Origin of the sequence: Paenibacillus sp. NFR01 (assembly GCF_900111565.1) — a bacterium.
GTDB lineage: Bacteria > Bacillota > Bacilli > Paenibacillales > Paenibacillaceae > Paenibacillus_AQ.
In genome coordinates this window covers 2,136,281-2,148,962 of sequence record NZ_FOIK01000001.1, presented here as the reverse complement: position 1 = coordinate 2,148,962, position 12,682 = coordinate 2,136,281, and the positions used below count along the sequence as shown (strand labels likewise).

General features: G+C 52.0%; 9 protein-coding genes. 6 read left to right on the top strand and 3 right to left on the bottom strand.

The features are described 5' to 3' along the window. The first annotated feature begins 28 nt into the window (after nt 1-28). Nucleotides 29-3,412, top strand: a complete 3,384-nt coding sequence (locus BMW84_RS09900) for a GH36-type glycosyl hydrolase domain-containing protein (RefSeq protein ID WP_091067236.1) — start codon at nt 29-31, stop codon at nt 3,410-3,412. 138 nt (nt 3,413-3,550) lie between these two features. Here BMW84_RS09900 and BMW84_RS25215 read toward each other — a convergent pair whose 3' ends face one another. Both BMW84_RS25215 and BMW84_RS09890 read right to left on the bottom strand, forming a co-directional pair. Further along, nucleotides 3,551-3,865, bottom strand: coding sequence for a DUF5060 domain-containing protein (locus tag BMW84_RS25215; protein WP_091067234.1), 315 nt, complete (start codon nt 3,863-3,865; stop codon nt 3,551-3,553). 213 nt (nt 3,866-4,078) lie between these two features. Beyond that, nucleotides 4,079-5,014: a hypothetical protein gene (locus BMW84_RS09890; RefSeq protein ID WP_091067232.1), complete on the bottom strand. Its 936-nt coding sequence runs from the start codon at nt 5,012-5,014 to the stop codon at nt 4,079-4,081. 187 nt (nt 5,015-5,201) lie between these two features. On the opposite strand from BMW84_RS09890, the gene BMW84_RS09885 reads away from it, so the two are divergent. Then, the gene (locus tag BMW84_RS09885) at nt 5,202-6,893 is read left to right on the top strand and encodes a M3 family oligoendopeptidase (RefSeq protein ID WP_091067229.1); all 1,692 of its coding nucleotides are present in this window, start codon (nt 5,202-5,204) and stop codon (nt 6,891-6,893) included. A 120-nt stretch (nt 6,894-7,013) separates the two neighbouring features. Here the strand turns inward: BMW84_RS09885 and BMW84_RS09880 are convergent, their stop codons facing one another. Further along, entirely contained in the window at nt 7,014-7,727 is a 714-nt protein-coding gene (locus BMW84_RS09880) for a glycosyltransferase family 2 protein (protein WP_254772913.1), read from the bottom strand. A gap of 172 nt (nt 7,728-7,899) precedes the next feature. Here BMW84_RS09880 and BMW84_RS09875 point away from each other — a divergent pair, with 172 nt between their 5' ends. The 4 genes from BMW84_RS09875 to BMW84_RS09860 all read left to right on the top strand — a co-directional run bounded on the left by BMW84_RS09875 (nt 7,900) and on the right by BMW84_RS09860 (nt 12,662). Further along, nucleotides 7,900-8,868: a LacI family DNA-binding transcriptional regulator gene (locus BMW84_RS09875; RefSeq protein ID WP_091067225.1), complete on the top strand. Its 969-nt coding sequence runs from the start codon at nt 7,900-7,902 to the stop codon at nt 8,866-8,868. A gap of 190 nt (nt 8,869-9,058) precedes the next feature. Then, nucleotides 9,059-9,991 (top strand): ABC transporter permease, encoded by a 933-nt coding sequence (locus BMW84_RS09870; RefSeq protein ID WP_091067223.1) that lies wholly within the window; start codon nt 9,059-9,061, stop codon nt 9,989-9,991. Nucleotides 9,992-10,004: 13 nt separating this feature from the next. Further along, nucleotides 10,005-10,901: a carbohydrate ABC transporter permease gene (locus BMW84_RS09865; RefSeq protein WP_091067221.1), complete on the top strand. Its 897-nt coding sequence runs from the start codon at nt 10,005-10,007 to the stop codon at nt 10,899-10,901. A gap of 126 nt (nt 10,902-11,027) precedes the next feature. Further along, the gene (locus tag BMW84_RS09860) at nt 11,028-12,662 is read left to right on the top strand and encodes an ABC transporter substrate-binding protein (RefSeq protein WP_091067218.1); all 1,635 of its coding nucleotides are present in this window, start codon (nt 11,028-11,030) and stop codon (nt 12,660-12,662) included. Nucleotides 12,663-12,682: the final 20 nt, after the last annotated feature.

The window sequence follows — 12,682 nt, the reverse complement described above, 5'->3', positions numbered from 1 at the left end:
GCCGCAGCAGATAAGGAAGTGAAGAGAAATGGCAACGATAGACAACTCCAAACTGTCGCTTCAGCAAGATGAACTTCAATTTACATTCCTCGGCACAGGCGATCTCTATCAGGCCATCGGCGGCCAGATGATGATCAACCAGTTGCTCTCCAACGGCGTGGACGGTGCGCCGGGCAATCTTTATCTCCGCCTGCATACACCGGAAGGGATTCAAGCCTGGCCGCTGCTTGGCGTACAATCGGGCAGCCGGTTCAGTCAAGAAGGCAAGCGGCTTCTCTGGCAGGGTGAAATACGTGCAGGCTCCGGCGCGGGCGAGCGGGGAGGCCAGCTTCGTTATCAGGTCGCATTCACGCTGGAAGAAGGCAATGTTTGGTTCTGGCATGTGACCATGGAGGGCCGGGCAGCCGGTCTGGATGTCATTTATACCCAGGATGTCGGCATTGCTTCGCCGGGTGCGGTGACAAGCAATGAAGCCTACCTGTCCCAATATATCGACCATACCGTGTTTCAGGATCAGGGGGGCAGATATGTTGTCTGCTCCCGCCAGAACCAGCCGCAGGGCGGGAAGTTCCCGTACCTGCAGCAGGGGCTGCTTGAAGGAGCTGCCGGTTATTCCACCGACGGCTTCCAGTTCTTCGGGTTGTCCTACAAGGAGACCGACAGACCGGAAGCTCTCTACCGTGAAAAGCTTGCCAGCGAAGTGTATCAATACGAATTCGCATATACGGCGCTGCAATCGGCCTTAATCGATCTAGACGGCAAAGCTTCCTTCACGTTCTACGGATTGTTCCGCGAGGATCATCCGGCGGCCATCACCGAACTGGAATTCGCCGATGCCTTGCAGCTCGCTTGGAGCAAAGCCCGGGGCAGCCTTGCGGCTCCGGCGCCGGGCGAATGGGTGGAACGTACGGCTGCTTCGCCTATGATCGGCGCGCCGCTGCAGACGGAGGAATTGTCCGATGAAGAGCTGGATGCGCTGTATCCGCAGCGATTCCAGGAGGAATGGGACAACGGAGAGCTGCTGGCCTTTTTCACGGATACTTACGAGCATGTCGTGCTGAAACGCAAAGAGCTGCTGGTGGAACGGCCGCACGGGCATATTCTGATGAGCGGAGACAATGCCCGGCTGAACGCCGAGGTGATGACGACCACTTCGTACATGTACGGGATTTTTAATTCCCAGGTAGTGGTCGGCAATACCAATTTCAATAAAATGCTCTCGAACGCACGCAATGCGCTTAACGTATACAAGACCTCAGGCCAGCGTATTTACGTAGAGATGGACGGGCAGTTCCGTCTCTTGACGATGCCTTCGCTGTTTGAAATCGGCTTTAACTACGTCCGTTGGCACTATAAGACGGCGGAAGATACATTGATCATTACCAACTACACCGCTGCGTACGCGCCGGAGATCCGGCTGCATGTTCGTTCGGCATCCGGTAAAGCGTACCGCTTCCTGGTCAGTAACCAGGTAACCATGAATGTCGCGGAATACGAGATTCCGTTCCACATGTCCCGGGACGAGGACGGAGCGCTGAGCTTCCGGGCTGACAAGTCCGGTATGAGCGCAGACGTTTATCCGGAGCTTACCTATAAAATAATGGTAGACGGCGCGGACTACCGGCTGGGGGATGAATCGCTTCTGGCAGCCGGAGCGGCGGCGGGCAGCGCCTCGCTCGCCGTGCTGGAGCTTGCGGCCAGCGCCGAATGGACGCTGACCTTCCAGGGGCTGCTTGATGGACAAGCGCGCCCGTACGGCGGAACAACCTTTGAAGCCGAGAAGGCGAACTACCGCGATTTTTTTACCGGGGTGATGAACGGGTTCAAGCTGACCGGAGCTGACGGCGGAGAAGACGGACTGTTCAAAGTGAACGCACTCGCCTGGTGGTACACCCATAACATGCTCGTTCACTATTCGGTGCCGCACGGACTGGAGCAATACGGCGGAGCAGCCTGGGGGACGCGCGATGTATGCCAGGGGCCGGTGGAGTATTTCCTGGCCACCCATAAGTACGGACAGGTGCGCGAAATTTTGCTGACGGTATTTGCTCACCAGTATGAGGATGACGGCAACTGGCCGCAATGGTTCATGTTCGACAAATATACAGCCGTGCAGCAAGAAGAGAGCCATGGCGACATTATCGTCTGGCCGCTTAAAGTGCTGGGCGACTACCTGCGGGCAACCGGGGATTATGCCGTTCTGGACGAGTTGCTTCCTTACACCCGCAAACACAGCTTCGACTTTACGGAAGACGTTTATCCGCTCAGGGCGCATGTGCTGAAGGAGCTGGATTACATCAAGACCCATTTCCTGCATGATACGTTCCTCTCCGCATACGGCGACGGCGACTGGGATGATACGCTGCAGCCGGCGAATGCCCAGCTGAAGCAGTATATGGTCAGCAGCTGGACCGTGGCGCTGACGTATCAGACCGTTCGGGGGCTGGCTGGCGTCCTGCGGGATCAGGATGCCGGCTGGTCGGCTGAGCTGCTTAACATGGCGGAGGGAATCAAAGGCGATTTCAACCGATACATGCTGGGCACCGAGGTCATTCCCGGCTTCCTGTATTTCGAAGATCCGGAGCATGCCAAACTGATGCTGCATCCACAGGACAAAGAAACGGGCATTCAATACCGCCTCTTGCCGATGACCCGCAGCATGATCGGGGAGCTGCTGACTCCGGAGCAGATGGAGGCGCATTATAAGCTGATTCAGGAGCAGTTTCTCTGCCCTGACGGCGTGCGGCTGATGAACCATCCGGCGCAATATGCCGGCGGCGTCAGCACCCACTTCAAACGTGCGGAGCAGGCGGCCAACTTCGGCCGGGAGATCGGCCTGCAGTACGTGCATGCCCATATCCGCTTCGTCGAAGCGATGGCGAAGATCGGCAAACGCGATCAGGTCTGGAAGGGCCTCGCGACCATCAATCCGATCGGCATCCGCGACGCCGTGCCGAATGCCGAGTTGCGCCAGAGCAATGCTTATTTCAGCAGCTCCGACGGCAAATTCGCCAACCGCTATGAAGCGCAGGAGCGGTTCTCCGAGCTGCGCACCGGTTCGGTACAGGTCAAAGGCGGCTGGAGAATCTATTCCAGCGGTCCGGGGATCTATATGAACCAGCTGATCTCCAACGTGCTGGGCATCCGCGAGGAAGGCAGCGATCTGATCATTGATCCGGTCCTGCCGGATGAACTGGACGGCACGCGCTTCGACTTCGAATACGGCGGAGCGCCGGTCACCTTCAAGTATCACTGCGGAGAGGGAGGCCTGCGCCGCGTTGCGGTGAACGGACAGGACGTGCAGGCAGAGCGGCTGGCCAATCCGTACCGGCTGGGTGGGCTGCGGATTGCCGGCGAGGACATTAAGCGGCTTAGCGGCACGGAGCACGTGGTCATCGATATTTATATGTAATAAGCAGCTTGATCGTATTAAAGCCGGACTGACGAATCGTCTGTCCGGCTTTTAAATTGCAGGAATATTCGTACGCAGCTGTGGAACAGCTACGCGGATTTCAACCCCCGCGTCTATTTGCACCGCATAAACCACCGGTTAAGATGCACTCGGCACCGTACACCGGAACAACCCCACCACATTGTTGAGCGAAGCTGAATTGCTCCTCGTGCAGTATGTCCAAATCCCTTCGCAGTCGGGATAGATTCGAATTTCAAATGTACCGTCGCCCAGATAACAGCCTTTGATTCGGTGTTGCTTCAAATTGCTGAGGCAAATGAATTCCGCTATTGAGCAAAGGTTCATCTTACGATTCGACGGTTCGGAGTCTTTGAGAATCAGTTTGAATTCTCCGAACTTTTCGACGTTAATCAGATCGTGTTCATCATAAAATGTATCTCCGAGATACAACATGACCACCCCCCTTGATTTCCGATGTTAAGGCTTAGAGCTTACTGTAAGTCAACAGTTTTTTGCCTTTAACCGGGTACAAGCCGGAAGCGAATCTATATTACGGAAAACATAGGCCATGTATGGCCCGAACCCGTGCTGCGCAGTCTTAATCTAGCAGTTGGCCAAACTCTAGCAAAAATCAAACAATAGCGTCTTTTTTTCGTAATGTCAAAACTAGCTTTTATACAGAATCACGTAATCAATCCCCTGACCGTCTTTGGCATTAATCATATAGAAATCATAAGAATCCCCGGCGTCAAACCGCTGCATGTAATATTCCCCGTTTCCATAGTATCCTCCGTCGGGATGATCCTCCTGGAAGATATCATAGAAGTCTTGAGCCGTTTGACTGCCCCCAAGGTACGTGAAAATACCGCTTACCACACCGTCATTCAGCAGGTACGCCACATCCATGTATGTAATGACGTCATCAAAGCCCAGAAAAGAGATGTCATGTTCAGCGGTGATATCCGCTTGGGACCTGCCTAATGCGTTTTCGATTTCTGTGGCAGGGGTCCCGATGCCAAATTCGATCCCGCTAAGTTTACCTTTCGCAGCAAGAGTAGCGTAATCGCTGTTCCCAGCACTCAACGAATCTTCCGAGGCCTCCGTGGGTTCCGGGGTTGCCGAGGGTTCCGGGGTTGCCGCGGATTGCGGAGACGCCTGCGATCCAGTGGCCGGCACCTGGCTTAAAAATTCAGCCGTATCGGTTTTTGCCATTGCAATGGATTCAAGAAATTCTTCGTCCTGCAAGTCGCCACTGAGATCAACCGCATTAAAAGCATTGAGATAATCCGTCAACACCAGATTATAGGCCAGCACCGTATAACTCGGGTTATCCAGAAACCCGTCCCGGTCTTTCTCCTGCAATGTGGACTGGAGTCCTACGGCTGCCGCTTCCTGGCCGGCTTTCAAGGCATCGACATGTTTACCCAGTTCATTCAAAAATGCAGCGCCGTTGGCAATAACATAGGCCTCCAGTTGCTGATGCTCGGGCGTAGGAGTATGGGCGGCGAAGCCGATCTCGGCTGCCGGAGTGTCGGTTTCCTTATTTCCCCCGCATCCAGTCAAAACGAATACCAACACCACAGTAACCATTAAATATTTCATTACGTGTAGTCCCCCCGCTGTAATGGATATGATTACAAGATTCCAGTTTATCATCAATCGCCCAAGTAGGGAATCCAGAAAAAGGAGAAAGATATTGCCGCGGTTCTCTCTTTCGATGTCAAGTTTTGGTTTTCTCTTCCATATAGTATAATCAATTCATCTGGTAGAGAAAGGATGTTGAACTTTCATGAAATTTACGGAGTATCCCTATGAACGTCCTGATGTGGACAAGCTGAAACTGGAATTTAAGGCGCTGCTCAAGGGCTTCGAAGCAGACACAGCCGAGGAGCAAAAGGCGGCCGTCGTTGCGATAAACCAGCTGCGCAGCGAATTCGATACCATGGCCAACCTGGTTTATGTCCGGCATTCGATTAATACGGAAGACGCATTCTACAAAGCGGAACAGGATTATTTCGACGAAGTCGAGCCTATTATTCAAGAGTACATAACCGATTATTACAAAGCCCTGGTCCATTCCAAATATAAAGCCGAATTCGAGCAGGAGTGGGGCAAACAATTGCTGGACCTTGCCGAAATGTCGCTGAAGACGTTCAGTCCTGAAATCATCGGCGATTTGCAGTTGGAGAACAAGCTGTCCACGGAATACACCCAACTTATCGCCTCTGCCAAAATCATGTTCGAAGGCGAAGAACGCAATTTGTCCCAGCTTATTCCTTTTGAAATGTCCACCGACCGCGAGATGCGCCGGCGCGCTTTTGACGCCCGATTCGGCTTTATGGCTGCCCACGAAAGCGAACTGGACCGCATCTATGATGAACTGGTCAAGGTACGGGCCGGCATCGCCCGGAAGCTCGGGTATCCGAGCTTTGTGGAGCTTGGTTATGACCGGATGAACCGCACGGCTTATAATGCGGATATGGTGGCGAATTTCCGCAAACAGGTACTTGAGCATATCGTTCCGGTAGCAACGAAGCTGAAGCAGCGCCAGGCGGAGCGCCTCGGTCTGGACGGGCTGAAATTTTACGACGAAAGCCTGAACTTTAACAGCGGCAACGCTGTGCCTAAGGGCGATCCGGATTGGATCGTAGCGAACGGTGCCCGGATGTACAAGGAGCTTTCGCCCGAAACGGATGAATTTTTCTCCTTTATGCAAAACAACGAGATGATGGACTTGCTGAGCAGACACGGCAAGCAGTTCGGCGGCTATTGTACCTTTTTTGAAAAATTTAAAGCGCCGTTCATCTTCTCCAACTTTAACGGAACCTCGGGAGATATCGATGTGCTGACCCATGAAGTGGGCCATGCATTTCAGGCGTATTCCAGCCGAGATCTGAACGTGCCCGAGTATACGTTCCCGACCTCCGAAGCTGCCGAGATTCACTCGATGAGCATGGAGTTTTTGACGTGGCCGTGGATGAATCTGTTCTTCGAAGAAGATGCGGACAAATACCGCTTCACCCATTTGGCCGGCAGTCTGGAATTTATCCCGTATGGCGTGTCGGTCGATGAATTCCAGCATTATGTATACAGCCATCCGGAAGCGACGCCGCTGGAACGCAAGCAGGCCTGGCGGGCCATCGAGCAGAAGTATCTGCCTCACCGCGATTACGGCGGCAATCATTATTTGGAGCAGGGCGGATTCTGGCAAAAGCAAACGCATATTTACCGCAGCCCGTTCTACTACATCGATTACACTTTGGCTCAAATCTGCGCGTTCCAATTCTGGAAACGTTCCAACGAGAATTTCACGCAGGCCTGGAACGATTACCTGCGGCTCTGCAAAGCCGGAGGCAGCAAGGACTTTGTCGCTCTGGTCGAGCTGGCCGGATTAATTTCGCCGTTTGAGGACGGCTGCGTCAGCTCGGTTATCGGTGAAATCGAAGCCTGGCTGGATTCGGTCGACGACAAAGCGATGTAACAGATCATCGCAGCTTGTCCTTGAACTGGCCGTCATGCAAAGTCCCATTATCCGCCAAAATGCGGGTAACGGGACTTTTTTTCATGCGTCGATGGTTAAGCGGGGTCTTGCTTGATTCTGCTAAAGCTTGCGGTCGGCGATGCTGCGGTAGTTGCGGGTAATGGCCACGGGAATGCTGCCTTCTAAGTAAAAGCTGTCTTCGGCTTTCCAGGTGTGGCCGTTTTTGTTTTTTCGGCGTAGATAGACATAGTTATACGGTGAGGTGGCAAAGGCGCGGTAGCCCTTTCTTCGGCATCTTCTCAGGAAGTTAACGTCTTCTCCCACCGAACGGTCCGGAAAAAGCACCTGCTTCGTCACAGCCTTCCGGAACAGCACCGTGCCTCCCGACAGAAAAACGACCGGCTTATGTTGCTCCCCGGGCGACCGGATGATCAACCGGCGGGACGCTTCCAGGTATACGAGGCAAGCGTGTTTGCCGACGATATCGCTCCCGGTCCGTTTCAACGCCTGGAGCTGCTCCTTCAGATAATAGGGGGAGTAGTAATCGTCATCGTCGAACTTGGCGATCAGCGGATAACGCGCTTTGGCGATTCCGCAGTTGAGGCATTGACCCAGCGAGGTTCGCTCAGGTACCTTGTAGACCGTAATCTCCGGATAAGCCCGCACCCGCATCCGGTAACGCTCCAGATTCATGCTGTCTTTGTTCAGAATGATAATCAGCTCTTTGCGGCCCGTCTGCTGTGTCCGGTAGTTGGCGATGATATTGGCGAAGAATCGGGGGCGGTTCGTGCATACGATGATCGAGACCCCGGGGGTATCCGCTCTATTTTTCAAGGCGCTCGCTCCTTTCCTGCCATCCATTCAGCATATGTGGAGGTGGCGGGTGCCCGTACGGGCGGTGCAACCCAAGAGAATAGGAATAAATATTGAAACGTTTCCACTTTTCTATTGAAACGTTTCCAACTTGGTGCTATGATATTCCCATAAGAGCGTGCGGGGAGGTTACATGACAAGCATAAAGGATGTTGCAAATTTAGCGGGCGTTGCAGTTGGAACGGTGTCAAGGGTCATTAACAACTCTGGCGCCGTAAAACCGGGTACACGCAGAAAAGTAGAAGCGGCCATACAAGAGCTGAATTATTTTCCGAATGAAGTGGCGCGGAACTTCAAGATGCAGAAATCCAAAATGGTGGCTTTACTGCTTCCGAGTATCTGGAATCCTTTTTTTTCGGAATTGGCTTATTACATTGAGGATGAACTGGACCGGGAAGGATATAAGCTGATGCTGTGCAACAGCGGCGGCAAACCTGAAAAGGAGCTCTATTATCTTGATATGCTCCGGCAGAACAAAGTGGCCGGCATTGTGGGCATAACTTACAACGATATCGAGAATAATGTGAGCAACGACATTCCGATCGTAAGCATCGACAGACATTTTAACAAGAAGATTACCTGCGTGACCTCGGACAATTACGAGGGGGGAAGACTGGCGTTAAGAGAGCTGGTCAAAGCGGGAGCACGGAAGCCGGCTTTTTTGGGCAGCGTGACCTCCGTGTTCAGTGAAACGATGAACCGGCGAAGAGGTTTCATAGATGAGGCTGAGGCGCTGGGCATTGATTATGCAATTTACGAGAAACCCGACCCCATCGTGGATGACGATGCCTACTTTAACGAATTCCTGAGCACACACGGCGATAGGGACGGTATCTTCGCGATTACCGACATGTTGGCTGCGAATTATATCGAAAGGGCAAGGAAGCAGGGCATCCGGGTTCCGGAGGACGTAAAGGTCATCGGGTACGACGGCATTCAGGATAACCCATTTTTCCATCCGATTTTATCCACGATCAGGCAGCCCGTGGAGGAGATGGCGCGGACGACCATCCGGCTGCTGTTTAACAAGATCGATGGTCTTACTCTGGATCGGCAAATATACCGCATTCCCGTCCAGTTTAAGCAAGGCGAAACCACTTGATCCCATTTGGGTAAGAAAAACATCAGTTTATTTAACGGAATGTTTAAAACTGACGTTTTTCTTTACTAAATTGGAAACGTTTCAAGTTGAGCTTGATGTGGACGTTTTTCTTATCCTAAATTGGAAACGTTTCAAAATACCCGATTACTTTACTTTGAAAGGGCGTATAAGCGTGAATTCAAGAACCAGCATGGCGGATTCTTCCCTGATCAAACCTAAACGTAAAAGATGGAGCCGGATCAAACGCGACTATGAACTGTATCTGTTTTTGCTGCCGATTCTTATTCTCTATCTGGTGTTCAAATATTATCCGATGTACGGGGTGCTAATTGCCTTTAAAGACTTTTCGCCAAGCCAGGGGATATGGGGAAGCGAATGGGTAGGTTTGCAGCACTTCAAAGATTTCTTTGATGCTTATAACTTCTGGGCCATTATCAAAAATACACTAACACTCAGTTTTTTATCCTTGCTGTTTGGTTTCCCGGCTCCCATTATTATCGCAATCATGCTGAACCAGATGCTGGGCAAAACCTATAAGAAATTTGTGCAGACCGTAATTTATGCGCCGCATTTTATCTCTACCGTCGTGCTAGTCGGGATGCTCAACGTCTTCCTATCCCCGAACAGCGGGATCGTGAATCACATCATCACATGGCTTGGGGGCGAGCCTATTCTTTTTATGGCCGATGCAGGCTGGTTCCGCCCGTTGTATATTTTGTCAGGGATTTGGCAGGAGACCGGCTTTGCTACAATCATTTACCTTGCTGCGCTTGCCGGAGTCAATCCCGAATTGCATGAAGCCGCTATTATGGACGGTGCTAGCAAATGGAAACGTGTCTGGCATGTGGATATCCCGAGCATTTTGCCGACGATTGTCATTCTGCTGATCCTTGCGCTAGGCAACATTATGAGCATCGGCTTTGAAAAAGCGTTTCTGATGCAGAGTGATCTGAATTACGCCACCTCCAATATCATTCCAACCTATGTATATGAGATGGGGATTCAGAAGGCCCAATACAGCTTTTCTACGGCAGTTGGCCTGTTTAACTCATTCATCAATATTATCCTGATCTTCACCGTGAACCGGATCGCTAAAAAACTGACAGAAACCAGCTTATGGTAAGGAGGAATTACCTGTGAATTCATTGTTGAAGCGCAAGAGCAGAGGGGATATGTGGTTTGACGTCATCAACTATATTCTGCTCACCCTCATTATGCTGCTCGTATTGTACCCGCTCTATTTTGTCCTGGTCGCCTCGTTCAGCGATCCCAATTCGATCTACTCCGGGGAAGTTTGGCTATTTCCGAGAGGCTTTACGCTGGACGGTTATGAGCGGATTTTCGGCGATTCCTCCCTGTGGATCGGGTACGCCAATTCGATTTTATATGCAACGCTCGGAACGCTTATCGGCGTAACGGTGACGGTATTCGCAGCCTATCCGCTGGCCCGCAAGGATCTTGCCGGGAAGTCGGTCATTATGTGGTTTTTGCTGGTCACCATGTTTTTCAGCGGCGGCCTTATTCCAACCTACCTGCTGATCAAGGATTTGCATCTGCTTAATACGATGTGGGCGCTGGTTATTCCGGGAGCGGGCGGCGTATTCAATGTGATCATCGTAAGAACGTTTTTCCAATCCTCCATCCCGGATGAAATGTGGGAAGCGGCTTCGATCGACGGATGTTCCAACACAAGGTTCTTCTGGAGCATCGTATTGCCTTTGTCCAAGTCTATCCTTGCGGTCATGGTGCTGTATCATGTGGTCGGCTTCTGGAACGGATTCTTCGACGCCTTGATCTACCTGAACGATGAAAGCAAGTATCCGCTGCAGCTGGTGCTCCGTAATATTCTGGTCCAGAATCAGGTCAACTCCGGCATGATGATCGACGTGGAATCCTATGCCGCCAAGATGCGCGTTACCGAACTGATCAAATACGGGGTCATCATGGTCTCCAGCCTGCCTCTGCTCATCTTGTATCCGTTCCTGCAAAAGTATTTCGTTAAAGGCGTAATGATCGGTTCGATCAAGGGATAAGGCTGCAGCGAAGCCTTGAAAGGGGGGATGCCCGGACGGTAGGATGGCCGGCCTGGAGGAGAGGCAATACGATGGAATGGCTTGTGGACTAGCTTTATGGGGATGAAAAAAGGGAGGTTATGTTCAATGAAGTCTTTATTCAAAAATGCGGGAATTCTCGCGGTGGCTGGGGCGTTTGCGTTAAGCGGGTGCTCCGGAAACGGCAACGGAAACGGGGCTGCCGGCAATCCGTCCGCTAGCCCGGAGCAGGAAGCGAATTTCAATGCGTCCGGTCTGCCGATTGTGAAGCAGCCCGTATCGCTGCGGATGGTAGCGCCGAAGGCGGCGCTTGCGCCGGAGTTCTCCGAGATGGACATCTTTAAGCGGCTGGAGCAAGAGACAAACGTGAAGATCGAATGGGAGAACATTCCCGACACCGATTATACCGAAAAGAAAAACCTTCTGCTGGCTAGCGGAGATTTGCCGGATGCCTTTTACGCCGCAGGCTTTACTGACTATGAGCTGATCAATTACGGCAAAGACGGAACCCTGATTCCGCTGGAGGATTTGATCGATCAATACGCGCCTAATTTGAAAGCGCTTCTTGAACGCCGGCCCGATATCAAATCATCGATCACGGCACCGGACGGACACATTTATGGACTCCCTTCCTGGGAAGAGAACAACCTCGGGACGAACCCGTTTTTCCACGTCATCAATAAAAGCTGGCTGGATAAGCTTGGACTAAAGGTGCCGCAAACGCTGGATGAATATACGAATGCGTTGCTGGCCTTTAAAACGCAGGATCCGAACGGCAACGGAAAGCAGGATGAAATTCCGCTCAGCTTCATGCACATGCAGTGGTGCATGGATATCGCCGGATTATTCGGGGCGTTCGGGTTGCCGGATAACCTGGAGCACCGCGTCGTGCGCGACGGGAAGGTGATTTTTACCGCGACCCAGCCGGAGTATAAAGAAGCTTTGAATTATTTCCATGAGAAATGGTATAAACAGGGCTTGATCGATCCGGAATCCTTCACTCAGGATGCGGCTCAGTATTTAGCCAAAGGCAAAACAGCCGATGAGACGCTGGGCTCCTTCGTCTGGTGGGAAATCGAAGAAGTTGTCGGAACTGACCGTGCCAAGGATTATGTCCTGTTGTCCCCGCTGAAAGGACCAAACGGAGACCAAACGATCGGCCGAGCCAATGGCGGGGGTCCGGGACGCGGATCATTCGTAATTACCAAAGCGGACAAACAACCGGAAGTTACCATGCGCTGGGTCGACCAGCAATATGAACCGTATATGGCAGCACAAATCCACTGGGGTCCGCTGGATGTTGTCTACAAAAAGGATGAAAACGGCAAGCTGGTGAACCTGCCGCTTCCTGAAGGTACCTCCGCAGGCGAATTCCGGCAAAAAGTGGCTCCGGGATCGGGCGCGCCGGGCGTCATTACGTTCGACGATTTTGGAAAAGTAGTGGATATGGAACCCCGGGCGCAGCAGCGCGCCAAGGATCTCGAGCAATACTACAATCCTTACATGGAAAAGGAAAACTATCCAAGCATCTTCTTTGAGCCGGAGGAACTGGATACGATCAACAAGATCGAGCCGGAACTGATCAAATACGTAAATACCCAAAGAGGCAGATTCATTGTCGACGGCGGTGCGGATGAAGAGTGGGACAACTACCTGAAGACGCTGGACAAAATGGGGCTTAAAGAACTGATGGATATTTATCAAAAAGGCTTGGACCGCTATAATGCAAATCTGAAAAAATAAAGATAGGACAGGTGGGGAGA

What these genes read in the sequence shown, in the direction of transcription:
- BMW84_RS09900 (WP_091067236.1), top strand. Translation starts at nt 29, where the DNA reads ATGGCAACGATAGACAACTCCAAACTGTCGCTTCAGCAAGATGAACTT.
- BMW84_RS25215 (WP_091067234.1), bottom strand. Translation starts at nt 3,865, where the DNA reads ATGTTGTATCTCGGAGATACATTTTATGATGAACACGATCTGATTAAC.
- BMW84_RS09890 (WP_091067232.1), bottom strand. Translation starts at nt 5,014, where the DNA reads ATGAAATATTTAATGGTTACTGTGGTGTTGGTATTCGTTTTGACTGGA.
- BMW84_RS09885 (WP_091067229.1), top strand. Translation starts at nt 5,202, where the DNA reads ATGAAATTTACGGAGTATCCCTATGAACGTCCTGATGTGGACAAGCTG.
- BMW84_RS09875 (WP_091067225.1), top strand. Translation starts at nt 7,900, where the DNA reads ATGACAAGCATAAAGGATGTTGCAAATTTAGCGGGCGTTGCAGTTGGA.
- BMW84_RS09870 (WP_091067223.1), top strand. Translation starts at nt 9,059, where the DNA reads ATGGCGGATTCTTCCCTGATCAAACCTAAACGTAAAAGATGGAGCCGG.
- BMW84_RS09860 (WP_091067218.1), top strand. Translation starts at nt 11,028, where the DNA reads ATGAAGTCTTTATTCAAAAATGCGGGAATTCTCGCGGTGGCTGGGGCG.